The following is a 26,962-nucleotide window of genomic DNA, read 5'->3' as shown; positions in this document are numbered from 1 at the left end:
CCATCATTATGTCTTTAGTTAAAACTTCTCTAATTGGTTTAAAAGCTGACTCATTCCGTCATCCTCTGGACTTGGAAGCTACAAAAACTCTCAAGCAAATTCCTGGTATAGATATGATGGTCAGAAATTGGCTAGGTCCAATGGCAGAACAGGTTTTTTATGTAGAAAATATTGCTGCTAGTGTATTGGTGGGTGAAAAACAATTACCAGATTTACACAAGTTATTATTAGACGCTTGCAATATTTTAGATATTGAACCACCTCAATTATACGTCCGTCAACATCCCGCCCCTAATGCTTATACTTTTGCCATGCGGGGTAAACAGCCTTTTGTAGTGTTGCATACTTCTTTAATTGATATGCTCACACCAGAAGAAATACAAGCGGTTATTGCCCATGAGTTAGGACATCTCAAATGCGATCATAGTGTTTATTTAACACCTGTGAACTTACTCATTTTAGCGGCTGCAATTTTACCTAATGTGGGTGCGGTTTTAGCTCAAACATTACAAGCACAGTTATTAGAATGGGTACGTTGTGCAGAGTTTACTTGCGATCGCGCTGCTTTGTTAGCTACCCAAAACCCCAAAGTTGTCATGTCAGTTTTAATGAAGTTAGCCGGCGGTTCTCCCACCTTAGCACCTCAATTAAATCTTGATGCTTTTGTTGCCCAAGCCCGTGCTTATGATGACATCAGTAAAACCGAACTGGGTGTAATGGTGAAAGAAGCCCGCACCGCCCAGTTAAGCCATCCAGTACCCGTATTGCGAGCCAGGGAAATTGACAGATGGGCAAGTAGTACCGAATACCATAAACTTCTGCAAAATCACGGTTTTAAAGGAGAAACTGAAACCGCACCCAAAGGTGGTTGGAGAAATTGGTAAATACTTGGTAAATACTGGGGACAGGTGACAGGTGACAGGTGACAGGTGACAGGTGACAGGTGACAGGTGACAGGTGACAGGTGACAGGTGACAGGTGACAGATGACAGGTGACAGGTGACAGGTGACAGTAAATAATTAATTACCAATTACCAATTACCAATTACCAGCCCTAACTAAATGACTAACAACATAATTGATCATGACATTAGATTTCATTAGAATTTCGCCAAAAACAGAAAAACCCCCATCAGCTTTAATCGTTACGTTACATGGTTGGGGTGCAAATGCGGAGGATGTAGAATCTTTATCCTCTTATTTCAATTTACCTGATTGTGAATTTTTGTTTCCCAATGCACCTTATCCACATCCCTATTCCCCTGTTGGTAGGGCGTGGTATGATTTGCGGGATGAGAATATGTATCAAGGATTGCCAGAAAGTCGTCAATTACTGATAGATTGGTTGCAGTCTTTAGAAAGCATGACAGGAGTACCTTTGTCTCGCACCTTTTTGAGTGGGTTTTCTCAAGGTGGTGCAATGACGTTGGATGTGGGGTTAACTTTACCTCTCGCTGGTTTGGTAGTGATGAGTGGCTATCCACATCCTCAACTTGCTAACTTACAAAAAGGCAATTTTCCACCTACATTAATTATGCACGGCACACAGGATCAAGTTGTACCATTGTCAGCTGCTACCAAAGCTAAGGAAGTGGCACAAGCATTAGGAGTGGTAGTGGAATATCATGAATTTGTGATGGGACATGAAATCAATTTAGAAATGCTGGAGGTATTGCGAAAATTTGTTATCAAGACAATTGCGGATGGTTAAGTTATCAATTTTTTACAATTTTAGGATAAAAATCAGCTAAATGTTTACAAATTTCATGCCCACTAATTAGTAATATAGATTGGGTGGAATATTCTAGCTCATTTAGCGCAACTCCACCCACGGCTGAAAGCGAGTGCTGCAAAAGGGAGGGGCAAGCATTATGACAACTCTAAGCATTTCCAAGAAAGAAATTGCTGGTATGACAGCAACAGATGTAAAAGATTTGGCTACTCGTCTGGAATTGGATAATTATAGCAATGCTTTTGAGGGCTTAAATGATTGGCATCTACTGCGAGCGATCGCCTTTCAGCGTCCAGAATTAGTTGAGCCTTACATCTACTTGTTAGATTTAGAACCCTACGACGAGGCATAGAAATTTTACCTAACAATTTAGAATTATGTAAGGGTTTGGCCTTGCTAAACCCTTATACAAATCATTTTATGCAAATAATCATTACATGATTCAAATAGAAGCATACAAATAGATGCAATAACAATATAGGCTTATGCCAAGGTAGCCATGCTATCAGTCAACACCTAAATGATTTGTGTAGATGAATTATTTGGTATCATTAGAGAATGATATACAGTTTTTTGTATCTAAGTAATTAGGAACGATTGTCATAATGATCACAAATAATCAACAGCCGGAATTATTAGATCAAGAAAATGAATTAGATGATGATTTTAATTTTGAACAAGATCAGGATGAGGATGAAAACTTAGAACCATTTGATCCTACAAAAATTAGGGTTAAAACGAAACCCATGACAATGGATTTACTACTAAAAAGAATTAAACATGATGAAATTGACTTAGCTCCTGATTTTCAGCGACAATCTGGTATTTGGACTACTAAAGCCAAGAGTCGCTTAATTGAATCTCTTTTGATTCGGATTCCGCTGCCAGCATTTTATATAGATGCGACGGATGATGATAAATGGATTATTATAGATGGTTTACAAAGAATTAATACATTCAAAAGTTTTATTTTAGATAAATCTCTTAAATTAACAGGATTACAATTTTTAAGCGATTTAGAAAAGAATAAATATGATGATTTACCCCGTCATTATCAAAGACGTATAGATGAAACAGAATTAACAGTTTATTTAATTGAACCTGGAACTCCTACTGAAGTTAAGTATAATATTTTTGAAAGAGTTAATACAGGAGGATTACCTCTTAATAAGCAAGAACTTAGACAAGCAATTAACCCTGGACCAGCAATAGAAATCCTGAAGAGATTCGCTAAATTACCAGAATTTGAAAGAGTCACAAATTTGAGTCCAAAAAAAAAGAAACGTATGGATGACCATGAATTTATACTTGGTTTTCTAGCATTTACTTTAAATGATTATGAATATTATCCTGTCAATAAAGGTCGTAATTATTTCTTGAATGAAGTAATGCAGCAATTAAATAAAATAGATACTAATTACATAGAGAAAGTAGAGAATAAATTTATTACAGCTATGAATGCATCTGAGAAAATATTTGGAAATTCGGCTTTTCGTAAATCACAAAAATCACCAGTTAATAAGTCTCTGTTTGAAGTTTGGTCAGTTACTTTAAGCAAATTAACTTCTCAAGAAATTGAAAAATTAATCAATCATAAAGAGAAATTGAATAATATATTTAAACAAAAAATGATAGAAGATGCTGATTTTCTGAAATCCGTATCTCAAGCATCTAGTAAAGTTCAATATCGGTTTGAACAAATTAATCAAATAATTCAAGAGGTTTTATCATGTTAAGTTCTTTAACTTTAAAAAATTTCAAACCATTTGAAAATCAATCTTTTTATTTAAAGCCATTAACTTTACTCACTGGCTTAAATAGCACTGGTAAATCATCTGTATTGCAATCTCTATTACTATTGCGTCAATCTTCTCAGCAAGATGATTTATTAGATAGGGTAGGTTTAGTATTAAACGGTGATTTAGTATCTATAGGTACTGGACAAGATGCTCTTTTTAAAAGAGCTAAAGAAGATTTTATAACTTTAGAAATTGGCATGAATAATGATATTAAAGGTACTTGGATTTTTAATTGTGATCGTGAATCAGATATAATGCAAATATCTCCATTGTCAAGTGCTGATGTAGCAATTTATAAATCATGTCTTTTTAACGATAAATTTCATTACTTAAAAGCAGAAAGAATTGCACCGAGAAATTATTTCCAAATGTCCGATTTTAAAGTCAGACAACATCAGCAAATTGGCAGTCAAGGTGAATTTACTCCCCATTTTCTATCCATAAATGAATATAAAAAAATTCCACATAGTCAACTATCGCATCCATCAGCACAGTCTGATATTTTAAAAAGTCAAGTTGAAGTATGGTTAGGAGAAATTAGCCCAGGAACAAGAATTGATATAAAATTACATTCAGCAATGGATGTAGCAAATTTACAATATTCCTATGAAGATAATAATTCTTATCGTTCAACTAATGTAGGTTTTGGAATTACCTATACTTTACCAATTATTGTGGCTATATTATCAGCTAGTTCAGATACATTGATTTTATTAGAAAATCCAGAAGCACATCTTCATCCTAGAGGACAATCTAAGATGGGAGAATTAATTGCCTTAGCAGCAAGTTGTGGTATTCAGATAATCTTAGAAACTCATAGTGATCATGTTCTCAATGGTATTCGTAAAACAGTAAAATATAACAAACTTGATGCTAATAAAGTGCAAATTAGCTATTTTGAAAGATATTTAAAAAAAGGACAACCAACAACAGAAATTATTACTCCTCGAATTTATCCAGATGGAGGAATTGATAAATGGCCAGATGGATTTTTTGATCAAGCTGAAAAAGATTTAATGGAGTTACTATAAATGTACTTTTTGATTAACGAACTTTCTTTTATTGCACAAGCATCTAATAATTATAAAGCTGATGAATTAATGAAAAATATTTTAGACATTATTCAAGAAATCAGTGTTATTCAAAATGGTGATCCAATCCAAACTCATAGCAGTTTTGCTTCTCAAAAGCTATCATCAGAATTAACAATTAGTCAATGGATTTTTCAGAATATAAACTCAAAAAATTCTAATCAACAAAAGATTGCTATGATTTTGCTGAGACTTTTAAGAAAAGGTCCTTTTATAGATGTACAGGATTTACTTAATAATTGCCAATGTCATCATCAACAAAAAGATGTTTCATCGAGTTCATTAGCTGGTGCTGCTAAATTGGAAGGTATATTAATTAGTTTACAAAATAACCCTGATTTTATTCACGAAAATATAGAAGTTGAATTTCAAGAATCTATAAATTCTCCGCAAAAAAATATAACTATCACAAATTTGACTACTATTAAACAGACTAAAAAAATATGTCCTCGTTATCAACTTCATTCTAAACATGATCCTCAAGGATATTGGAAAAATGCTACTCCTATGGATTTAACAGATGCAGAAGCTCAAAAAGTTTTAAATAGTTCTGTATGTAATAGTAATGAAAATAGTGAAAAACGTTATGGATATCATAAGGAAAGTGTTAAATTCTATGTATTTCATTCAGATAATACTTTTGATGAACAGGGTTATCCAACCTATCATGGATTTCCAATTTCTGAAGATCAAGTCCCTAAAGAAGTATTAAATAAAATAAAGAGATAATGCCATCATCTGTAAATCTCCCATCCAAAAAAGTTATTGTTGCTATATGCGGCGGTATTGCTGCTTATAAAGTTTGTGAATTGGTTTCTACCTTGTTTAAATCTGGGGTAGAAGTGCGAGTTATTCTCACAAATTCTGCTCAAGAATTTATCAAACCTTTGACTTTTGCCACTTTATCTCGTCATCAAGCTTATACAGATGATGATTTTTGGCAACCTATTTATTCTCGTCCTTTGCATATTGAGTTAGGGGAATGGGCTGATTTAATTGTGATTGCGCCTTTAACTGCTAATACTTTAGCTAAATTTGCTTATGGGATGGCAGATAACTTGTTAACAAATACTGTCTTAGCGTCTACCTGTCCTGTTTTGTTAGCACCTGCTATGAATACGGATATGTGGGAACAGGTAGCAGTACAAAGAAATTGGCAGCAAGTATTGACAGATAAAAGATTTTATGGTATGGGAACGGGTTCTGGGTTGTTGGCGTGCGATCGCATCGGTGCAGGAAGAATGGCCGAACCGGAAGAAATATTTGTTAATATTCAATCTTTATTACACACCCAAGGAATTCAAGATTTAAGCGGGAAGCGGGTTTTAATCAGTGCTGGGGGAACGCGAGAATATTTAGACCCCGTGCGGTTTATAGGCAATCCCTCAACAGGTAAAATGGGATTAGCATTAGCACAGGCAGCATTGCACAGAGGCGCAGAAGTCACACTAGTGCATTGTCCAGCGAGTTGGGATGCACCTTTAGGAGTAGAAGCAATTTCCGTAATTAGTGCAGCCGAAATGCAGCAAGCAATGTTAGAACATTTACCAAATGCAGATATTATTATTATGTCTGCTGCCGTTGCAGATGTGAAACCGAGAGATTATAGTATAGAGAAATTACCCAAGCGATCGCTTCCCGAAAACTTACCCCTTGCACCAGTACCGGATATAGTTGCTGAACTAGGGAAAATTAAACAACCCCAGCAATTATTAATCGGTTTTGCAGCACAAACCGGGGATATTATCACACCTGCGAAAGAGAAATTACAGAGAAAGAAATTAGATGCAATTGTAGCGAACCCTATTGATAAAGTTGATAGTGGTTTTGGCAGTGATCATAATCAAGCGGTGTTTTTAGATAAAGAAGGAAGAGAAATAGAAATTCCCCCTTGTTCTAAATTGGAAATGGCGCATTATTTATTTGATTTTATTGTTTACAACAGGAGTCAGTAGGGGCAAACCCCCTGTGGTTGCCCTCTTGAGGCAGGAGGCAGGAGGCAGGAGGCAGTGGTTCGACTTACTTCGACTGCGCTCAGTACAAGTCGCTCACCAACCGGAGGCAGAAGAACCCGCATTTCTCACAAACAATGCGATCGCCATCTATATAATCCTTATGGAGAACCAGTTTCGGGTATTTTTCATGGTGCTGATTTTTGACACAGTGTGAAAACCGAGAATCCAGATTTTATAAGGGTTTGAGGATTTTGGTGAGAAATCCGGGAGAAGCAGGGGAGGTAGGGGAGGTAGGAGTTTTTTATTTTTTATTTTGGATTTTGGATTGTTTTTGTCAACCCCAATCTAAAATCTAAAATCTAAAATCTAAAATTTTCCGCCCAATGCCCAATACCCAAAGACAATAAAATTTTTTTGATCAACTGCACACAATTCCAAAATTGTATACTATAATAAAAATATAAAGCGCATGGGGCTTTAACGGTTTCGACAGGTTGGCGAAAGCTGCTCTGTGATTCAGGTCGAGAGTGAGTCTCCTCTCGCAAATCAAAGGCTCAAACAAAAAGTAAATGCGAACAATATCGTAAGCTTTGCTCGTAAGGAAGCCCTAGTTGCTGCCTAATAGCCTCTTATAGGTCCGAGCGTCTCTGGTTTGACTCCGTTAAGGACTAGAGACCTAACCCCAACGGATGCTCCAGTAAGCGTTCTCTGGTTGGTTTGCTGGCTAAGACTAAATCAGAGCATCCTACGTTCGGGACAATGAACGATTCCCGCCTTGAGGGTCAGAAAGGCTAAACCTGTGAATGAGCGGGGGGTTAATACCCAGTTTGGACATGGGTTCAATTCCCATAAGCTCCACTTTAAATATTGAACAAGTCCACCTGACACTATTATGTGTGGGTGGATTTTGTTTATAAGTAAATCAATGTTAAAAAACGTATTACCCATATCCCCGACTTCTCAGAGAAGTCGGGGATCTATCCACTTTCAATTAATTGTAAGTCGTTTATGTTTCATTATCTGGAAGATAGTTCAGAGTTCGTAGATTTTCGTGTCAAAAAATATGCTGAAAAATAGCATTGTTTGATACAACTTTAATTTTACAAAATATATTCTTAATTACAGCTTTAAAAAGAATTTAGGAAGAAAATGGTGGGGAGAAAAGAATATTATTTAGAATCGGATACAAATCATGGTAGCAATATCAGAGAAAATTGAACCAAGGTTAACTATACAAACTGTAGAAATTGCTCCTAATACTACAGCGATTCGTTCTCTGGATTGGGATCGCGATCGCTTTGATATTGAATTTGGATTGCAAAACGGTACAACCTATAATTCATATTTAATTAGGGGTGAACAAACAGTTTTAATTGATACTTCTCATCAGAAGTTTCGCCAATTATATTTAGACACTCTCAAAGGTTTAGTTAATCCGAAAACAATTGATTATATAATTGTTAGTCATACAGAACCTGATCATAGTGGTTTAGTAGAAGATGTACTACAATTAGCACCGAGAGCGACTGTTTTAGCTTCTAAAGTAGCATTGCAATTTTTAGAAGGTTTGGTACATGATCCTTTTTCCAAAAGAATCGTTAAAAGTGGCGATCGCATTAACATCGGAAAAGGACATGAAATAGAATTTGTCAGCGCCCCAAATTTACACTGGCCTGATACAATTTTTAGTTTTGATCGCAAAACCCAAATCCTTTACACTTGTGATGCGTTTGGGATGCACTTTTGTGATCATCGCACATTTGACGAAGATTTAGAAGCAATAGAAGCTGATTTCCGGTTTTATTATGATTGCTTAATGGGTCCCAATGCTCGCTCTTTATTGAATGCAATGAAGAGAATGGGTGAACTAGGTAACATTCAAATTATTGCCAATGGACATGGACCATTATTATATCATCACCTCGATGTTTTAACCGAATATTATCAAAATTGGAGTCAAAGACAAGCGAAAACAGAAACTACTGTTGGGTTGTTTTATGTTTCCGGTTATGGTTATAGTGAGCAATTAGCTCATGCAATTGGTGATGGTTTACAAAAAGCTGGTGTGGGTTCAGAAGTAGTTGATTTACACACAGCAGATTTTCAAGAAATTCAAGAATTAGCTGGTAGAGCAGCAGGTTTAATTATTGGAATGCCAGCTACTTCTTCAATTGTAGCACAGGCTGGTATTAGTTCTTTATTAGCTGTAGCTAAAAATAAACAATTTGTAGGTTTATTTGAATGCTATGGTGGTGATGATGAACCGATTGATACTCTAAGACGGAAGTTTATTGACTTAGGGATTAAAGAAGCATTTCCCGCAATTAGAATTAAATCAATTCCCAACGAAGCAACTTATCAACTTTGTGCAGAAGCGGGTACAGATTTGGGACAAAGGGTGGTGCGAGAACGCAACATCAAACAAATCAAATCTCTCGACGTGAACATGGAAAAAGCGTTAGGGAGAATTAGCAGCGGATTATATATTGTAACTGCAAAAAAAGGTGAAATTAGCGGTGCAATGATGGCTTCTTGGGTAGCACAAGCTAGTTTTCAACCGTTAGGATTTACCATTGCTGTTGCTAAAGATCGAGCGATTGATAATTTATTACAAATAGGCGATCGCTTTGTGATAAATGTGTTAGAAGAAGGTAATTATCAAGACCTGAAAAAACACTTCCTCAAACGTTTACTTCCCGGTGCAGATAGATTTGCAGGTGTGAAAACCCAAACTGCTAAAAACGGTTCACCAATTTTAACCGATGCACTTGCATACATGGAATGTCAAGTAGTCAGCAACATTGAATGTAGCGATCATTGGATTTTATATTGCATCGTTGAAGATGGCAAAGTTTCCAAACCTGATGCACTGACAGCAGTACGTCATCGCAAAGTAGGAAACTATTACTAATTGATAATTGATAATTGATAATTGATAATTAATTGTTAATTGTCAATTGTCAATTATCTACACAGATATTTATCTAGCAAGAATATTTGATAAATAGTATGCCTTTTTCTGATTCTGTTTCTAATGCTTTCAACTCAGCTAAAAATTGGGTTTCTCAAGTTTTTTATTCACCAGAAAAATCTATGACAGATTCCAAACCACGGGACGTACAAATTTTACCGATCGCCACCAATACCAAAGTTCTCAGAGCTAGGAGTTGGTCACGTCTAAGGTTTGAAGTTGAATATGCACTTTGTCGAGGAACTACCGCCAATTGCTATTTAATAGAAGCGGATAAAACTGCATTAATTGATCCTCCGGGAGAAGGATTTACTAATATTTATTTTGCAGCATTGCAGAATACAGTTAATTTGAGAAAATTGGATTATGTGATTTTGGGTCATTTTAGCCCTAATCGTATACCAACTTTAAAAGCACTGTTAGAACTTGCACCGCAAATTACTTTTGTTTGTTCTATGGTTGGTGCAAATAATTTGCGTGCATCTTTCCCAGATCAAGATATTAAAGTTTTGATTATGCGGGGAAAAGAAACTTTAGATTTAGGTAAAGGTCATGTTTTGAAATTCTTACCTACTCCTAGTCCCCGTTGGCCAGAAGCACTTTGCACCTATGATCAACAAACCCAAATTCTCTATACTGATAAATTATTTGGGTCGCATATCTGCGGTGATGAAGTTTTTGATGATAATTCAGAAGCTTTTAAAGAAGATCAGCGTTATTACTTTAACTGCTTAATGGCTCCCCATGCAACTCATGTCGAAGCTGCATTAGAGAAAATTTCTGATTTGCAGGTGAGGATGTATGCAGTGGGTCATGGTCCATTGATCCGCACTAGGTTGATAGAATTAACTAAAGCATATTCTGAATGGAGTCGCGCTCAAAAAGATCGGGAAATTTCCGTAGCGTTACTTTATGCTTCCGCTTATGGTAACACTGCCACTTTAGCACAGGCGATCGCTTGGGGATTAACTAAAGGTGGTGTTGCGGTAAAATCTATTAATTGTGAATTTGCCACCCCTGGAGAAATTCGTGGTACTGTAGAACAAGCAGATGCGTTTATTATTGGTACTCCTACCATCGGTGGTCATGCTCCCACACCTATTCACACTGCTTTAGGTATTGTGTTAGCTACTGGTGATAATAGTAAATTAGCAGGTGTGTTTGGTTCTTATGGTTGGAGTGGAGAAGCTTTAGACTTAGTAGAAGGAAAACTGCGAGATGCGGGATATAGGTTTGCTTTTGACACTTTGAAAGTCAAGTTTAAACCCGATGAAGTCACCCTGAAAATGTGCGAAGAAATAGGTACAGACTTTGCACAAAGTTTGAAAAAAGCCAAGAAAATTCGTGTACCACAACAACCTGCAACCCCTGTAGAACAAGCGGTAGGAAGAATAGTTGGTTCTGTATGTGTAGTTGCAGCGAAACAAGGAGAAGTTTCCACAGCAATGCTGGGGACGTGGGTATCTCAAGCTACCTTTAATCCTCCAGGAATTACAGTGGCGATCGCCAAGGAAAGAGCAGTTGAATCATTGATGTATCCGGGTGGTAAGTTTGTCCTGAATATTCTTCCGAATGGTGTTCATGTAGACTACATAAGACATTTCCGTAAAAATTTCGCCCCCGGAGAAGACAGGTTTACTAATTTCCAAACGGTAGAAGCTGATAATGGTTGTGCAGTCCTGACTGATGCTGCTGCATATTTAGAATGTTCCGTTAACCAACGTCTAGAATGTGGTGATCATTGGGTAGTATATGCCACTGTAGATAATGGTAAATTACTCAAACCGGATACTGTAACTGCTGTTAACCATCGCAAAACCGGTACACATTATTAAAAGGATATCAAGGAGTATTGATAATTGACAATTGACAATTGATAATTGACAATTATTTCATTCAGGGGTGAATACCAGCAGAAAAACCGCTTATTTGCAGATGCTATCCCGTGGTTTTTGCAGTCAAACAATAGGTGTAGCGATGCACAGACCTAACCAACCAAGATATAACAGCAGTGATGTTTTTGTAATAGATGATTGGCATTAAGACACCAAAACACAACCAAAATCTATCACAAATAATCATTATCTCCAGCTAAGAGAGATTCAGTATTGCTTGGGGAAGATTTACTGATTAAATTTGTATTGTTATCTACTGCTGAATATCCCAATACACTCAGCATTACAATACTAGCTGCTGCTAAAACGTAGCGTCTACCCAAACTAACTCCGTACCGTCTTTGTAAGAAATTTCCTTGCACAGCAATAAACTTGTGTCGGTTCATCTGCTACCTCATTTTTTGTTTCAGCTTTCTATCAAGTTAGACGCTAATGATGTGTCAGATGTTCACTATCGCATACAAAATACATAAATCTTTGCTGGTTACAGTTTTGGTAACGGATTTTTACGTTATGTTTTCATAACTTAATTCAAGAGTCAGGAGTTATTAATTTTGGATTTTGGATTTTGGATTTTGGATTTTGGATTTTGGATTTTTTCAACTTCAATCTAAAATCTAAAACCTAGAATCTAAAATCTCAAATTTTTTTCCCCAGTCACCAGTCACCTACCTAATATATACTAAAAATAGAACTGGTAGCATCAATTATGCTAAATTACAATCCTTTGCATTGCTTACCTTCATCAGAAGAACTACCCGACTCCGACGAAACACCAGTGGATAACGAACTACAAGATTTAATTCCCGGTTTATTAAAAGCCATGTTAGCCTTAATCTGGTCTCAAAGATGGGATTGGTTTTTTGGTGTGGACATGGGAATATATTATGATCCCAATCAACCTGCAATAGTACCAGATGGGTTTTTAAGTATTGGTATTCCCAGGGTAATTCATGAAAAATTACGTTCTAGTTATGTTTTGTGGGAAGAACAGAAATTACCCAGTTTAGTGTTAGAAGTTGTTTCCCAAACCTACAGAAATGAATATAGCACTAAAAAAGAATTTTATGCCCATGATTTAGGGATTTTATATTATGTGGTATATAATCCCCAACGGAAAATCAAAGAAACTTTAGAGGTTTATAAATTAGTGGATGGGGAATATATTTTAATTACTGGAAATCCCGTTTGGTTGCCAGAAATTGGTTTAGGAATCGGTAAAGAAAAGGGAACTTATCAAGGAATAACCAGAGAATGGTTATATTGGTTTGATGAAAATGGTAAAAGATTTTTAACACCAGAGGAAAGGATTCAACAAAGTGAGGAAAAAGCGAAAAAATTAGCTGAAATGTTGAATAATTTAGGAGTTGATCCTGAAAGTTTGATTTAAATCACTTCTCACCCCCTGGAAACAGGGGTAACAGTATAAAAGCTGAAAGAAAGATTGTTTTGATCAAGGATTTTTACTTGTGCCTCAAAAAATTCGACAACTCAAAGCTCAACTATTAAAAGCTGGTTTTACTTATAGGCCAGGTAAAGGAAGTCATACTGTTTGGAGTCATCCTCAGTTATCCTATAGTTTGATTTTATCTGGTAAAGACGGAGCAGATGCTGATAGATATCAAGAACGAGATGTGAGAAATGCACTGAAAGATTTAGAAAGTTTAAATCATGAGGAAGAGTAGGTATGAATCACCATTATAGTATTTTAATTCAGTGGTCTGATGAAGATCAAAAATATATAGTTAGCTTACCAGAGTTTGGATCTTATGCCCATACCCACGGAGAAACTTATGCTGAAGCACTCAAGAATGGAGAAGAAGTTTTAGAACTTTTAATTGAAGAATATCAATTACAAGGAAGACAACTTCCAGAACCTTTAACAGTAGGTTCTCATCCGTAATTCATTATAATTCACGAATCAGAAGTTATTAGGGTTTTAGCAGTGCTAAACCCTTACATAAGTCATGATTCAGAATATTTCATAATTGTATAATCGTTACAATGGGGTTATTTTCACTAAAATTATTATCAAATAACTAATTTCCGGGAACAGTCCACCATGCTAATGAATAAGCTTGAGTTGGTTCGTTGACTTGTTGTTTAAACTGCACCCGAATTTTATATTTACCATTAGTAGGAACAGGACAAAAAATATGCTCTACATTATCAATTTCACTCACAGAAGCACAAGTAGCAATTTCCGTTTTTTGTGAATCTGCTGATACCAGGAATAAATCCAGATTATTTAAACCTTTATCTATAAAAGTTTCATCTTCATCATATAATTGATTTTGGTTTTTATCATTTAATGCTACTAATCGATCCCAAGTTAAGGTGATAGCTACAAAACTATTTTGTTTTAATGGTTTTTCTAATCTATATTCTAAAGCAGAATTAGCATTAATTGTGTTATAATCCCAACCAATAGGCGGAATAGGTGCGGTAGGTTGCCATTGACCAAACATAAATTGTTGATAGGCACGAAAAGCATTTAAATGTCCAGCACCCATTTGATCATCTAAGGGAATTTTGGGATTTTTGTAAGCATCGGAAATAAACCAATCTCGATTTTGCTTATCAACTAAAGTCCTGGTCATTCCCAACCGCAAACCATCACCACTATCTTGAATTTTCTCTGCTGAATTTAATAATACAGCTTTCATAACTTGATGATTTCTCGCATCAATAGTCCAATTTTGCTGTTTAATTCTTAACTGTCTATCGGCAAATTCTTGTAATAATGCAATGGTAGCTGTTAGGTGAGGTGCGGCAAAACTTGAACCTGTAGCTTTATTTAATTTACCATCGGGATTAATCACAGGAATGTTAGTACCAGGAGCAACTAAACCGATGGATCTGCGTCCACCAATATTAAATTCTTTACCTGCGAGGCGATCGCCTACTCCTTGATTATTTCCTGCTAAATTAGAAACATGAACTTTATTAAAAATTCCCTCCCTAGCAGATGAAAAAGCCACGTTAATTGCGTTAAAATTATCTGTAGGAATGGGAATCCCACCTTTGCCTTGATTCCCGGCGATCGCATACACCACATTATGCACCCGACTTGACCAGTCAATACATAAAGTCAGCAAAGCTTGACCATCTAAAACCGCATTTGGTCGAGGATCACGGTACAAAGGTTCACCAAAACTAAAGTTAATAGCACGAACATCACCACCATTTTGTAATGCTATATGTTGAGTGGATAAACACTCTTCCGCTTGACCCATATTTCTGGTAGATCCCACCGCAGAAGAATATAATTTTGCGTCTGGTGCAACTCCTGGCCAAGCTTTATCTTTACTGATCATCACCGTAGCCACATTATAAGCATGAGGGTCTACACCAGAATTTGATTTAGCTGGTGTATTGCGTAAAAACACCGCTACAGGAGAAATAGCGCGATTTTTAGAGACTGCTTTATCTAACCCAAACATACCAGGACGACCGATTTCTACCTGACCGATCGCAATTTTGCGCCCAGTTAAATTGTATGGTGGTTGATGTAATTTAAGTGCATCAATACCACTACTACCTAAAGAACTGCTCAACTTTACAAATGCCAATACTGGCACAGTTAAACAAGAAACAGCCAAACCGCAGATTATCCAGAGTTTTTTCATAGTAGCGTTTTTTCATAGTTAGTTATCAGGGAACAGGGAACAGGGAAGAGGTGGGAAGATGGGAAGATGGGAAGATGGGAAGATAAATAACCCAATCACCCCCAATACCCAATCACCAATCACCAATCACCAATCACCAATTTCCAAAAAATCCATATTTTGTTACAATGCTTACAGACAAGGACGATTAAGAACCCGCTAACCATGACCCAAAAACCATCTCAAAAGCCTATAGTTATCTCTCCATCTATCCTATCAGCAGATTTTAGTCGTCTGGGTGACGATATTCGTGCTGTAGACAAAGCGGGAGCAGATTGGATTCACGTTGATGTAATGGACGGACGTTTTGTACCTAATATTACAATCGGTCCTCTGGTTGTGGAGGCGATTCGTCCGATTACAACCAAACCTCTGGATGTCCATTTAATGATTGTGGAACCAGAAAAATATGTAGAAGGTTTTGCTAAAGCTGGTGCGGATATTATTTCTGTACACGCTGAACATAACGCTTCACCTCACTTACACCGGACTTTGGGACAAATCAAAGAACTCGGTAAACAAGCTGGTGTTGTGCTAAACCCCGGTACACCTTTAGAATTAATTGAATACGTACTGGAACTGTGTGATTTAGTGCTAATTATGAGCGTTAACCCCGGTTTCGGTGGACAAAGCTTTATTCCTAGCGTAGTTCCCAAAATTCGCAAACTGCGTCAAATGTGTGATGAACGCGGTTTAGATCCTTGGATCGAAGTTGACGGTGGACTCAAAGCCAATAACACCTGGCAAGTTTTGGAAGCCGGCGCTAATGCTATTGTAGCGGGTTCTGCTGTGTTTAACGCTCCTGATTATGCAGAAGCAATCAATAATATTCGTAACAGTAAACCTCCTACTAAGGAATTAGCGGCTGTTTAATTGAATACTGTTAACTGAATATAGCGTTTCCCAGTCTCATGAGGTACACCCTAATTTATTTACTGTTCCCAATTCCCAATTCCCTAAGATAAAAAACTCTGTACCTCAATCACTAACTTGGTAAATGCTATAATACTTAAATCCTCGATTTCTTTGGGAAGTCGGGGGTTTATTTTTTTGATGAAATCTGGATTTTCTTAACGGGTGACAAGGTGGTTAAAAAGCTTGTTTCATAAGGGATAGACCCTGAAAGCCACGCTGAAAAAAGAGGCGTTTATGAGGCTTGAGAGCGATTAAGTTCAGAGCTAAATCAGCCCATAATTCCATACCATAAATCCATAATTGTCTATACCTGGGTTCTTTTGAGCCTTTATTTCTATATTTTCTCTTCCAATAAACAGCAATATTAAATAGGGTTTGCTGAAAAAGTCTGTCCTTGAAGATTAAGGATTTCAAGGAGTCAGGAGTTCAAGGATATCAAGGAGTTTTTTGTATTTGGAAACGAGGTAAAAACCAACAAAGTGCAAGGTTTTCCTACTCATAGTTTCCAAAACATTGCCCCTATTTTTTACCCCCCTTATTTTCTCAAATTATTGCCACATCTCATCTTCAACCGTCTTGTCACCCGTTAAGCAATTTTCCTGATACTAGGTGAGTAATGCTGAAACAGCAAATAAAGAACTTTAGAAAAGAACTTGAGAGTTTTTTATGAACAAAAATATTATTTCTCGATTATGTGCTTATATCTTGATAGGGTTGATATCTTTAACAACTGTTATTAGTACAACTACCTCTGCATCACCTCCAGTAGTCAAAGCTTCCGCAGTTAACCAAACTCTTTTACCTAGTAGCAACTTAATTTGGCCGACTCAGGGGATAATTTCCCAAAGTTTCCGTAAACATCAACACGAAGGAATTGATATTGCAGGTGCTATGGGAACTCCTATTTATGCGGCTGCATCTGGTAAAGTGGTAAAAGCTGGTTGGGATGATTGGGGATTAGGTAATTTTATTGAAATTAAACACCCCGATGGTACTATGACAGTCTACGGTCACAATAATCGTTTGTTAGTTAGCAAAGGTCAAACGGTGACTCAAGGACAAATTATTGCAGAAATGGGATCAACAGGTAACAGTACAGCGCCTCATTTGCATTTTGAATTTTATCAAAATAGTCGATTAGCAATTGATCCTCTGAAACTTTTATCATCTTCCACCACTGCTAAACTACCCTTAGATAAACCAGTTTCACCTTCACAACCCGTTCCCGTCAATGTTCCACCCGTAAAAGTTAATCACGAATTAAAAGTTAATCACGAATGTACTGGAATTATAGTGATCACAGGTGAAACTGCAAAAGCTCGTATTCAAGTCTGTAACGAAAATGGTCAACTTTTTTATATTGGGCAATTAAAGCAAGATACGAGTCAAGCTGTCAAGATACTTGCTTGGAATGTTGGTGAAAATAAATATCGAGCAGATAACGGTTCTTTTTCTTACTTAGTTAGTCCAGAAAAGGTAGAAGTATGGCGCAATGGTAGTCAAATTCGTGCTGATAATTTTGATAATTTCCAGCAAGCTGGTAATTAACTAGCAATTAAAAATACTGTTTAGTTAAGTATGTGATGATTCCTTAAAAATACGGTACTGTGACAGTTGAAAGGCCGGAATAAGGTGTTAACAACTCTGCTAAATCAGGAGTATAAAATACATCTAGATTAAATCTAGAAAAAAGCAAAGTCATTTTTTGCAATATCCCAATTATTTACATAAAGGAGCAGAAAATCATGGAATATATGGCTTATTCCTATATGTACATGGCTAATGAAGAGACTCCGGTTAATTTAGAATTGAATTTGCCCAAATTGCAGTCTAATTGGCAAAAATTACTCAAGTCTTCTGCTTGGTTAGCGTTAGCTGGTGTGAGTGTTTTTGTTACTTCCCTTGCTCCCCTTCAGCAAGCTTCCGCCGAATATGTCAGAACTAATGGTAGTTGTTTATTTATCCGTAGGGGTCCTAGCACCGCTAACTCATCTGTAGCGTGTGTACCTAATGGTACAGATATTGGCAATACTGGTAATGTGAGAAATGGTTTTGCTCAAATTACTTCTGGACGTTACCAAGGATATTATGTTGCGGAAAGATGGTTAGGTACTACTCCTGGTAGATATCGTCGTCATTCTGGGGTTGGTGTTGGTGGTCGAGTATTATTAAGACCAGGTGCTAGAGGTGAGCGTGTGAGAACCGTGCAAAGAGCTTTAGGGATCAGAGTTGATGGTGTTTATGGATCTAGCACTGCTAGTGCAGTTCGCAATTTTCAACGCCGAAATGGATTGCTTGTAGATGGTATAGTTGGTCCATCAACTCGCAGGGCTTTGGGTATCAATTGATAATTGATAATTGATAATTGGTAATTTACCCAATCACCAATTACCCATTACCAATTACTAATTCTCAAATAATTTTTCACAATTTGCAAAATGCGTTCTGCTGCATGGCCGTCACCAAAGAGGTTAATAGCATTAGCCATTGCGGTATAAGGGCTTTGGGTATTAATTGATAATTGATAATTGATAATTTACCCAATCACCAATTACCCATTACCAATTACCCATTACCCATTACTAATTCTCAAATAATTTTTCACAATTTGCAAAATGCGTTCTGCTGCATGGCCGTCACCAAAGGGATTAATAGCATTAGCCATTGCGGTATAAGCTTCTGGGTTACTCAGTAACTCACTGGCAGCAGTAACAATACTTTCAATTTCCGTTCCCACCAGTTTAGCTGTCCCTGCGGTGACAGCTTCTGGTCTTTCTGTGGTGTCTCTGAGAACTAACACAGGTTTACCGAGACTGGGAGCTTCTTCTTGTAAACCACCGGAGTCTGTTAATAATAAATGCGATCGCCCTATTGCTCCTACTAATTCTGCATAGTCTAATGGTTCTGTCAAAAATATTCGGGGATGTTTACCCAATAATTGCTGTAATGGTTCTCTCACAGTGGGGTTTTTGTGTAAAGGCAGTAATAAAGCGGTATCAGGAAATTTGTCTAAAATCTGTAAAAATGATTGGGCGATCGCTTGCAGTGGTTCACCCCAATTTTCCCGACGATGCACTGTAGCCAAAATTGTCCGATATTCACCCCAGTTTAAACCCGGTATCTCACAAGCTGGGTTGGTTGCAGCCACATTCAATAACGCATCAATTACCGTATTCCCCGTGAGGTGAATTTCTCCCAAAACTCCTGAAGCTTGCAAATTTTCCACCGCTAGGGAAGTAGGGGCAAAATGTAATTGAGTAATTTGGGAAATTAACCTTCTATTAGCTTCTTCTGGATAGGGATTAAATAAATCATCCGTTCTTAACCCCGCTTCCACATGACCAACGGGGATTTTTTGATAAAAAGCCGCCAAAGCTGCTGCAAAAGCTGTTGTAGTGTCTCCCTGAACTATCACTAAATCTAAATTTAGTTCTTTAAATAAAGCTTCTAAACCTTGCAAACTCCTACAGGTAATATCATTCAGCGATTGTTTAGGCTGCATAATCTCTAAATTATGATCTGCTTTGAGGTTGAATAGCTGCATCACCTGTGCAACCATCTCCCGATGCTGTCCTGTAAGAATAACCTGTACTTCCACATCTGGAGAACTTTGGAAAACCTGAATTACTGGTGCTAGTTTAATCGCTTCAGGACGAGTACCTAAAATAATGCCAATTTTTTTAGTCATTAGTTATTAGTCATTAGTCATTAGTCATTAGATATTAGACATTAGACATTAGACATTAGACATTTGTCATTAGTTATTAGTTATTAGGCATTGGGCATTGGGCATTGGGCATTGGGTTATTAACTTCCCCCTGTTCCCTGCTCGCCTTGCCTATTCACTGTCACCTGTCACCTGTTCCCTGCTCGCCTTGCCTATTCACTGTCACCTGTCACCTGTCACCTGTCACCTGTCACCTGTCACCTGTCACCTGTCACCTGTCACCTGTCACCTGTCACCTGTCACCTGTCACCTGTCACCTGTCACCTGTCACCTGTTCCCTGTTCCCTGTTCCCTCAAACATGAAAAAACCCGGCTTAACCGGGCAGATGCACTGTTTGTCGAATTTAGCAATGTTATTTATTTGAGTTCGCAAGTTAAAGGACAAGCAGCATAAACCGTGGTTTGCACTTTTTCTGCCTCACCATGTAGCCAGCTTAACCATTTAACTTCTTTAGGATGAACACCTTTAGCAGTTAGTACACCAGCCACGATCAAAACTGTCAGAACATTAAACATAATTAAACCACCTGCTACCAGCAACACAGCACTGACAGGCATTACAGATTGTAGGACTATCGACAACAGGCATCCGACCGTAGCCATTACTACAACTAATGGAAAACCGACAACCAACAAACATACTGCCAATGTGAAAGTCCAGATTAAAAAGCTTTTAATCATTAACAAGGAGTAGGTCTTCCCTTGATTAGAGCTTTGAGCCGAAACCATGACTTTTCCTCCCAAATACACAGCAAAGTTTAAATTTGAATTTCAGTTGTGCCTCGCTGTTGACGAGTTAACTGTTTTGACTCAGTGAAATCCAGTATATAGAAACTTATGGAAAAGATGAGCATTTCTTTACTAAACTTTACAGTTTATTTTTTGTAATTATGGATATCTCCTCAAATGCCCCTTTGTGTAGTCAGTCTTGCTTGAGCATATATCTTGAGGAATATAACCTTGTGGAGAGAATAGTCCAATCATGATCTCCGAAATTAATGACCTGCTTTACTTAACATTTCTTATCAAAATTAGGATCGGTTCTCATAATTCAAGAGACGGGGCTGAAAAAGTTATGCAGGACTGATGCAAAACAGAACGAAAGCAGGGGTAATCATGAATTACCCCTACGCAAGAATCAGGAGAATCAGGTCTTTAGTCCAATCTTGCCTAAGTCCTAAGTAGAAAGGCGTAAAAAACCGAAGTATGTAACTAAAAGTAAAGTTGCCGCAAATCCTCTTCCTTGGTGCCTTCTATAGCTGACAAATTTCTCATCTGGGGGTTGAAAAATTAGGTATTTGTAATTTCAGGTAGAAAAATTACATAGCATTACAGAAATATTTACGTTTTAATACTGAAGGTTAACCTGTGTAAAACCAGGTTATATTGATGAAAGAATTTGTATATAACTAATAAATCCTGGAATTAGCTGCGAAAAAAACACAGACGGAGGTGGATGAACTCAAACTGACTGCTGTGCTTAATTTCCCAGGCTTAAACTCAAAATAGTGCTTTGTAATTCATCAAGAAATTAATTGTCGATTTCATTTTTGATCTACCCAAGTTGAAGATATATGACAGAATTACCATCTCGCAATCTACCACCCAAACCACCAGCACCACCAGCACCACCAGCGCCATCGATAGCAACATCTATGACACAACGCAATAGTACACAAATGTTGCAGAATCCCAGAGTAGGTTTACCAGCTGGCAATGCACCACCACCTCCCCCAGTAGCAGGTCAACGTCCAGTAGCACCACCACCAATGGCAGCACCAAGGGCAACAGTTCCGGCAACTTCTAAACCACCTGCGGGACTCACCCTAGCTCAAATTGTTCAAGAAGCTTTTGATCAAGGATATTCTGACGTTCACTTGGGGATAGGTGAAATACCCCGTTTCCGTAACCGAGGAGAAATTCAAGTAACGAACTATCCAGAAACGGATAAGGCAACTTTTGTTAATTGGTTGCATGAGATCATGACTGATGCAGAAATCCAACGCTTTCAGGATAACCTGGAATTTGACGGTGCGACTCAGTACGAATTTGCCCGTGTACGGATTAACGTTTTTGACTCTTTGCGCGGTTATGCAATGGTGCTGCGGTTAATTCCCTTGAAAATATTGTCAATTGATCAGTTGAGATTACCGCCGATTTTTCGGGATATTTGTCATTATCACAAAGGTTTGATTTTGGTGACTGGTCCTACTGGTTCTGGTAAATCTACGACAATGGCGGCAATGGTTGACTACATCAACCGAGAAATGCCCAAGCATATCATCACTATTGAAGATCCGATTGAATTTGTGCATCAAAGTCGCAAGTCTTTGGTGAAGCAGCGGGAAGTGGGAATGCACACCCGTAAGTTTGACAACGCCTTGAAAGCAGCTTTGCGGGAAGACCCAGATTTGATTCTGGTGGGGGAAATGCGGGATAAAGAAACGGTGAATACTGCCTTGAAAGCGGCTCAAACTGGTCACTTGGTTATGGGAACACTGCACACTAACAGCGCGGTGAAAACTATTGAACGGATTCTTAATTTGTACTCTGGTGAAGAACAAGATGCTATGCGGGTGGCACTTTCCGAGTCTTTAGTGGCGGTAATTGCCCAAGGTTTGTGTCGCACGACGGATGGTAAACGGGCAGCTTTCCACGATATCCTGATTAACACTGAGGCGATTAAAGAATGGATTAAAGATGCTAAGTATGATGATATTGGGGAGTTGATGAAACAAGCCGGTTTTGATGGCATGATTACTATGAATCAGTCTCTATTCAATCTCTATCAGGAAGGTCGCATTACTGAGGAAACCGCTATTGAAATGTCACCAACTCCTAATGAAATGATGCAATTCCTCAGAGGTCGTGTTTAATAAGGAGTCAGGAGGCAGGAGGCAGGGGAAGCAGGGGAAGCAGGGCGAGAATATTTTTTATCTCTTGCCTTTTGCCTTTTGCCTTTTGCCCTTTGCCTTCTATTCCCTATTCCCTGTTCCCTGTTCCTTGTTCCCTGAAAAAGCATAATGACCAAGCTAACCACAGACAAACTATCTCCACCCCAGTTGTTTAAAGGTATTGCTCTTTTTACACCAGGGGGAGATTTAATTTACTGTATTGACCCTAGTAAGCAAGGTCGATGGCATTTACATTTGTGTACGGCTTTGCAGGAAATTCTGGATTTATCAGAGCCGCCACATTTTTTAGTACCTTGTTATACAGCTACTATTGATCATTGGTTAAATCCACGGACACAACAAGTACAGACTTTTGCGGAAGCTTATCCAGCAGTGATGCGTCATCAGTCGGTACTGAGGGCAATTTTTGGTACGGGGGATATAGTGTGGCAAACAGCACCTTGGCAAGAGGGTTTATGCGATCGCATGGTGTTAGCTACTTATCGTTCTTCTTTTCCCCAACTCTGGGAAGATCATGATTTAATTGTGCGTTTAGATCGTGCAGATATACCATCCAGATATCAGCAAAATCATTTACATCCACAACAGGGAAAATTGAATGGTCAAGGTTATGTATTGCGTTTGTTTGTTGCTGGTCATAGTATGACTACTGAGCGAATTTTAGAAAGTTTACACGAATTATTAGAGCGATCGCTTGGTTATCCTTACACCCTCAAGGTAATTGATGTTTTAACACATCCAGAGCAAGCAGAAATTGATCAGGTTTTGGCAACTCCTACACTCGTTAAGGTTTGGCCTCATCCAATTCGGCGTATAGTAGGAGATATAGATAATGTGGAAAAACTATTACAAATATTAGGAGCGAAGGATAATTGACAATTGACAATTGACAATTGACAATTGATAATTCGTAATTAACCAGCCGTGTATTCGTGTTTAAAATCAGTGTGATCAGTTCGTAAAACTATCATAAATATTATAATTAATATTATAATTAATAATAAAAATCAGCACTACTCTTACTACCTTCAAAGTTATGTATTTCACTTGGTTAGACAGCAATAGTTGGTTAATGGAAATTGGTGGACAGCGGATACTTTTAGATCCTTGGTTGGTGGACTCATTAACCTTTAATAATTTAGATTGGTTATTTAAAGGTTCTCGAACGCAAGATCGACCCATACCAGAAAATATAGATTGGATTTTGTTGTCTCAAGGTTTGGAAGATCATGCACATCCCCCAACTTTGAAAAAACTGGATAAGAATATTCAGGTTGTTGCGTCTCCCAATGCAACTAAAGTAGTAAAAGAATTGGGTTATAAAAATATAACCACTCTTGATCATGGTGAGACTTTCACTTTAAATAATCAAGTAGAAATTAAAGCTTTTCCCGGTTCTCAAATTGGACCGAATTTGTTAGAAAATGGGTATCTGATCAAAGAGTTAGCAAGTGGTGTAAAACTGTATTATGAACCCCATGGAAATCATTCAAACCAACTCCAGCAGTTTGCACCAGTAGATGTGGTAATTACACCAATTATTGATTTAAGTTTACCTTTGGGACTACCAATAATTAAAGGAATGAATAGTGCTTTAGAAGTTGCTAAATGGTTACAACCTCGAATTATTCTTCCTACTGCTGCTGGTGGAGATGTTCAATTTGAGGGTGTATTAAACAACTTTTTGCAAGCAAAGGGAAGTGTTGAAGAATTTCAGGGATTATTAGAAAAAAACAATTTAGCTACGCGAGTTATTGCAGCTAAACCTGGTGAACAGGTAACATTTTAGGAAGTAGGTGACAGATGACAGGTGACAGGTGACAGTAATAATTTCACCTATTCCCTGTTCCCCATTTCCTATTTTCTGTTCCCTGTTCCCTGTTCCCTGTTCCCTAGTGAAATGGATTGGATTACTTTATTGCGATCGCTACAATCTGATTTTATTAAAAGATTAAATTCTGGTTGTCTCCTGCACTGTGAAACACCAGGAAATTATAGTGAATTAACTATTATTTCAGGAGAAAGATTAACAATATTAAGGAATTTTTGCTGGTTAATGGCAGAAAAATATAAACGCACTTCCCCAGTGCGTAACGTTTTTATTAGTAATCTTAAAGGTAAATTAGGAGAAGAACTTGTTAAAGAACGTTTAGCAGATTTCATTACAGAAGTTGATTATGAAAAACGAATGGGAGGAGATGGAAGACATGATTTTACACTAACCAAAAATCCGGAAATTCGTATACAAGTTAAATCTCGTCATGGTACAATTGAGCAGGTAAGATGGTCGGTAAGTGCAGAGGAAGTTGAAAAAAATACAGTTATTGTTTGTATTTTAATTAAACAAGAAGTTAATGAAGCGCAATCAGAATATCATTTATTTTTCGCAGGATTTTTACCGACAAAAATGATTAAATTAAAAACTGGTAAAATTTCCTTTGGTATCCATCAACTATTATACGGTGGAGGTTTATTATCTTATTTAGAAAATTTCCCCACTTCTATAGATAATGATCATATAGATTCACAAAATCAGCAGGTTTTATATGAGCAGAAAAAAATACTTAAAGGAATTGAATTACAAGATGATATTCTTGACAAGAATGATGATATTATAGATTATAAAAATCGAGGAAATATTCGTTATGAATTAGGGGATTATGAAGGAGCAATTGAAGATTACAATCAGGCAATTAAGATAAATGCTAATGATGAAGATATTTATTATTATCGTGGTAACGCTCATTTTGATTTAGGCAACTATGAATTAGCAATCAATGATTTTAGTAAAGTGATCAAAATTAAACCTAATTATACAGATGCTTATTATAATCGAGGAAATGCCAGATTAATTATAGGAGATAAACAGGGAGCAATTGAAGATTTCCAGAAAGCAGCGGATTTGTATTGGCAAAATGGGAAAATAGAAGAACACAAAGATACTCAAGCGATTATTTTAGATTTAGAAATTGAAGAATCTTTAGACATTTTAAATTTTTGATTTACAGGATTTATGATTGTCAGAATCAAGATTTTCAGGATAAGAACGCAGATAAACGCAGATTGTCAGGATCAAGATTTTCAGTATTTAAGCATTTTCAGGATTATTTGAAGAATTCAGTAATTTTCTTATTGACGAAAGATTAAGGATTGTTATAGTTGTATTATTATTTTTAATTACCCAGGTGTGTAAATATGATTTTCAATTTAAAAAAAAGTAGTGCTTTCTTAACTTTGTTTTTCCTAGTTGGTAGCAGCTATTTTCATGATGTTGCTCAAGCATCGGTAAAAAATAAGCCGCAGGTAATAGCAAAACAGCAGGTTAATAGTAAAACTGCTCAACCACATCCAGTTTTTAAATCAATTATCCCTAAATTAAAAAAAAATACGAAAATTACAATTTTATTACCTAACTATATTCCTGGTTTGGAAGGGGAAAACCCACTTTACGCAATTATCGAAACTGCCAACAAAAACAAGTATGATATATTACTAGGATTTAGCTCTGATTGTACTGGAGGTACAGCTTGTCGTCTTGGTATGATTAGTGCAGAAGCTATTAATAGTAAAACCCCTAAACTCACTGGTAAAGCGGTATCTTTAGCAAAGGGTATTACTGCTTATTTTGTAGATGCTAAATGTGGTGCTAATTGTTCTGATTCTACCTTAACCTGGCGACAAAAAGGAGTACAGTACACTATTGGCATAAAAGCAGGAAACCAGAAAGATTTGGTAGAAATGGCTAAGTCTGTGATTACACCATAGTTAATTTTGAATTTTCCAAGTATGGGAAGAACCTCTCCCTAACCCTCTCCTACAAGGAGAGGGAATAAGAATAATTTTTATTACTAGAAATTGAGAATTTAAAGCCTCTCCCCCACGGGGGGAGAGGTTTGGAGAGGGGTGAGATTATTTTCCTTGAACTCCCATTTGTTTAATTTTCAATTCCTTGCTGCCAAGCTGCATAAAATTCAGGGTAACTCAGGTTTTGGGCAAAGTTCCAGAAAAGTTGATAAATTTTTGTGTCAAAACTCAAATAATCTTTTTCATAAACATCTTTTGGTAAATATTTGTGCAAATGAGTAATTACCATTGCCATTTGTTCAACTTCTGTAATTTTATCTAAGCTTTCAGCCGCCCTTCTCTTGGTATATTCATTATCAGAATTGCGGATTAAATCAACCAAAGCCTGGATAGCATATTCATTGCCATTTCCTATTTTTCCTAAGCTTTCAGCCGCCCTTCTCTTGGTATATTTATTATCAGAATTGCGGATTAAATCAACCAAAGCCTG

The 26,962-nt window shown here is 37.2% G+C and carries 26 protein-coding genes, 1 other RNA gene and 1 pseudogene; 22 read left to right on the top strand and 6 right to left on the bottom strand.

What is annotated here, in order from left to right; all coding sequences use genetic code 11:
* The first annotated feature begins 8 nt into the window (after positions 1-8).
* The 11 genes from IQ237_RS17380 (at position 9) to IQ237_RS17330 (ending at position 11,383) form a co-directional block, all read left to right on the top strand.
* Positions 9-884 carry a M48 family metallopeptidase gene (locus IQ237_RS17380; RefSeq protein ID WP_194057361.1) on the top strand — a complete coding sequence of 292 codons (876 nt, stop codon included), beginning with the start codon at positions 9-11 and terminating at the stop codon, positions 882-884.
* Between the two features lie 200 nt (positions 885-1,084).
* Positions 1,085-1,711 (top strand): alpha/beta hydrolase, encoded by a 627-nt coding sequence (locus tag IQ237_RS17375; RefSeq protein ID WP_194057359.1) that lies wholly within the window; start codon positions 1,085-1,087, stop codon positions 1,709-1,711.
* Positions 1,712-1,871: 160 nt separating this feature from the next.
* Positions 1,872-2,084 carry a DUF2555 domain-containing protein gene (locus IQ237_RS17370; RefSeq protein WP_194057357.1) on the top strand — a complete coding sequence of 71 codons (213 nt, stop codon included), beginning with the start codon at positions 1,872-1,874 and terminating at the stop codon, positions 2,082-2,084.
* A 253-nt stretch (positions 2,085-2,337) separates the two neighbouring features.
* Positions 2,338-3,468: a DUF262 domain-containing protein gene (locus tag IQ237_RS17365; RefSeq protein ID WP_194057355.1), complete on the top strand. Its 1,131-nt coding sequence runs from the start codon at positions 2,338-2,340 to the stop codon at positions 3,466-3,468.
* Positions 3,462-4,562: a DUF3696 domain-containing protein gene (locus IQ237_RS17360; protein WP_194057353.1), complete on the top strand. Its 1,101-nt coding sequence runs from the start codon at positions 3,462-3,464 to the stop codon at positions 4,560-4,562. Before IQ237_RS17365 ends, IQ237_RS17360 begins: the two co-directional genes overlap by 7 nt.
* The gene (locus IQ237_RS17355) at positions 4,563-5,351 is read left to right on the top strand and encodes a hypothetical protein (protein ID WP_194057351.1); all 789 of its coding nucleotides are present in this window, start codon (positions 4,563-4,565) and stop codon (positions 5,349-5,351) included.
* Complete coding sequence (gene coaBC / locus IQ237_RS17350) at positions 5,351-6,577, top strand: bifunctional phosphopantothenoylcysteine decarboxylase/phosphopantothenate--cysteine ligase CoaBC (RefSeq protein ID WP_194057349.1); 1,227 nt, start codon at positions 5,351-5,353, stop codon at positions 6,575-6,577. The genes IQ237_RS17355 and coaBC overlap by 1 nt, the downstream gene beginning before the upstream one ends.
* A gap of 54 nt (positions 6,578-6,631) precedes the next feature.
* Positions 6,632-6,781, top strand: a complete 150-nt coding sequence (locus IQ237_RS17345; RefSeq protein ID WP_194057348.1) for a hypothetical protein — start codon at positions 6,632-6,634, stop codon at positions 6,779-6,781.
* A gap of 267 nt (positions 6,782-7,048) precedes the next feature.
* Positions 7,049-7,438, top strand: a transfer-messenger RNA (tmRNA) gene (ssrA, locus tag IQ237_RS17340).
* 331 nt (positions 7,439-7,769) lie between these two features.
* On the top strand, positions 7,770-9,488 hold the full coding sequence (locus IQ237_RS17335; protein WP_194057346.1) for a diflavin flavoprotein: 1,719 nt from the start codon (positions 7,770-7,772) through the stop codon (positions 9,486-9,488).
* 182 nt (positions 9,489-9,670) lie between these two features.
* Complete coding sequence (locus IQ237_RS17330) at positions 9,671-11,383, top strand: diflavin flavoprotein (protein ID WP_228020429.1); 1,713 nt, start codon at positions 9,671-9,673, stop codon at positions 11,381-11,383.
* Positions 11,384-11,616: 233 nt separating this feature from the next.
* Here IQ237_RS17330 and IQ237_RS17325 read toward each other — a convergent pair whose 3' ends face one another.
* Complete coding sequence (locus IQ237_RS17325; protein ID WP_194057342.1) at positions 11,617-11,829, bottom strand: proteinase inhibitor I4 serpin; 213 nt, start codon at positions 11,827-11,829, stop codon at positions 11,617-11,619.
* 323 nt (positions 11,830-12,152) lie between these two features.
* Between IQ237_RS17325 and IQ237_RS17320 the strand changes: the two genes are divergently transcribed.
* From IQ237_RS17320 to IQ237_RS17310, 3 genes are all read left to right on the top strand, one after another.
* Positions 12,153-12,833, top strand: a complete 681-nt coding sequence (locus tag IQ237_RS17320) for a Uma2 family endonuclease (protein WP_194057340.1) — start codon at positions 12,153-12,155, stop codon at positions 12,831-12,833.
* 79 nt (positions 12,834-12,912) lie between these two features.
* Positions 12,913-13,128: a type II toxin-antitoxin system HicA family toxin gene (locus IQ237_RS17315; protein WP_194057338.1), complete on the top strand. Its 216-nt coding sequence runs from the start codon at positions 12,913-12,915 to the stop codon at positions 13,126-13,128.
* Positions 13,129-13,130: 2 nt separating this feature from the next.
* Positions 13,131-13,346 carry a type II toxin-antitoxin system HicB family antitoxin gene (locus IQ237_RS17310; protein ID WP_194057336.1) on the top strand — a complete coding sequence of 72 codons (216 nt, stop codon included), beginning with the start codon at positions 13,131-13,133 and terminating at the stop codon, positions 13,344-13,346.
* 136 nt (positions 13,347-13,482) lie between these two features.
* Here the strand turns inward: IQ237_RS17310 and IQ237_RS17305 are convergent, their stop codons facing one another.
* Positions 13,483-15,072: a S8 family serine peptidase gene (locus IQ237_RS17305; RefSeq protein WP_194057334.1), complete on the bottom strand. Its 1,590-nt coding sequence runs from the start codon at positions 15,070-15,072 to the stop codon at positions 13,483-13,485.
* A gap of 204 nt (positions 15,073-15,276) precedes the next feature.
* On the opposite strand from IQ237_RS17305, the gene rpe reads away from it, so the two are divergent.
* Positions 15,277-15,984 carry a ribulose-phosphate 3-epimerase gene (rpe, locus tag IQ237_RS17300; RefSeq protein WP_194057332.1) on the top strand — a complete coding sequence of 236 codons (708 nt, stop codon included), beginning with the start codon at positions 15,277-15,279 and terminating at the stop codon, positions 15,982-15,984.
* 216 nt (positions 15,985-16,200) lie between these two features.
* On the opposite strand, the pseudogene IQ237_RS17295 reads toward rpe, so the two are convergent.
* Positions 16,201-16,335 (bottom strand): annotated as a pseudogene (locus IQ237_RS17295) (IS4 family transposase); the annotation flags it as partial.
* A gap of 357 nt (positions 16,336-16,692) precedes the next feature.
* Here IQ237_RS17295 and IQ237_RS17290 point away from each other — a divergent pair.
* A complete protein-coding gene (locus tag IQ237_RS17290; RefSeq protein ID WP_194057330.1) occupies positions 16,693-17,574 on the top strand; it encodes a M23 family metallopeptidase in 882 nt (293 codons plus the stop codon).
* A 197-nt stretch (positions 17,575-17,771) separates the two neighbouring features.
* Complete coding sequence (locus tag IQ237_RS17285; protein ID WP_194057328.1) at positions 17,772-18,374, top strand: peptidoglycan-binding domain-containing protein; 603 nt, start codon at positions 17,772-17,774, stop codon at positions 18,372-18,374.
* Positions 18,375-18,598: 224 nt separating this feature from the next.
* Here the strand turns inward: IQ237_RS17285 and wecB are convergent, their stop codons facing one another.
* Entirely contained in the window at positions 18,599-19,714 is a 1,116-nt protein-coding gene (wecB, locus tag IQ237_RS17280; protein WP_194057316.1) for a non-hydrolyzing UDP-N-acetylglucosamine 2-epimerase, read from the bottom strand.
* Between the two features lie 396 nt (positions 19,715-20,110).
* Complete coding sequence (locus IQ237_RS17275; RefSeq protein ID WP_194057314.1) at positions 20,111-20,482, bottom strand: hypothetical protein; 372 nt, start codon at positions 20,480-20,482, stop codon at positions 20,111-20,113.
* Positions 20,483-21,327: 845 nt separating this feature from the next.
* On the opposite strand from IQ237_RS17275, the gene IQ237_RS17270 reads away from it, so the two are divergent.
* The 5 genes from IQ237_RS17270 to IQ237_RS17250 all read left to right on the top strand — a co-directional run bounded on the left by IQ237_RS17270 (position 21,328) and on the right by IQ237_RS17250 (position 26,433).
* Positions 21,328-22,629, top strand: coding sequence for a type IV pilus twitching motility protein PilT (locus IQ237_RS17270; protein WP_194057312.1), 1,302 nt, complete (start codon positions 21,328-21,330; stop codon positions 22,627-22,629).
* Between the two features lie 147 nt (positions 22,630-22,776).
* Complete coding sequence (locus tag IQ237_RS17265) at positions 22,777-23,544, top strand: circadian clock KaiB family protein (protein ID WP_194057310.1); 768 nt, start codon at positions 22,777-22,779, stop codon at positions 23,542-23,544.
* Between the two features lie 160 nt (positions 23,545-23,704).
* Positions 23,705-24,457, top strand: coding sequence for an MBL fold metallo-hydrolase (locus tag IQ237_RS17260; RefSeq protein WP_194057308.1), 753 nt, complete (start codon positions 23,705-23,707; stop codon positions 24,455-24,457).
* A 111-nt stretch (positions 24,458-24,568) separates the two neighbouring features.
* The gene (locus tag IQ237_RS17255; RefSeq protein WP_194057306.1) at positions 24,569-25,669 is read left to right on the top strand and encodes a tetratricopeptide repeat protein; all 1,101 of its coding nucleotides are present in this window, start codon (positions 24,569-24,571) and stop codon (positions 25,667-25,669) included.
* A 194-nt stretch (positions 25,670-25,863) separates the two neighbouring features.
* Complete coding sequence (locus IQ237_RS17250; RefSeq protein ID WP_194057297.1) at positions 25,864-26,433, top strand: hypothetical protein; 570 nt, start codon at positions 25,864-25,866, stop codon at positions 26,431-26,433.
* 169 nt (positions 26,434-26,602) lie between these two features.
* On the opposite strand, the gene IQ237_RS17245 is transcribed toward IQ237_RS17250, so the two are convergent.
* Positions 26,603-26,962 (bottom strand): HEAT repeat domain-containing protein (locus tag IQ237_RS17245; protein WP_194057295.1); only part of this gene is annotated, 360 nt, incomplete at its 5' end.

The sequence above is a fragment of the Sphaerospermopsis sp. LEGE 08334 genome, assembly GCF_015207205.1.
Taxonomy (GTDB): domain Bacteria; phylum Cyanobacteriota; class Cyanobacteriia; order Cyanobacteriales; family Nostocaceae; genus Sphaerospermopsis.
This window is presented reverse-complemented; position numbering and strand designations above follow the sequence as displayed.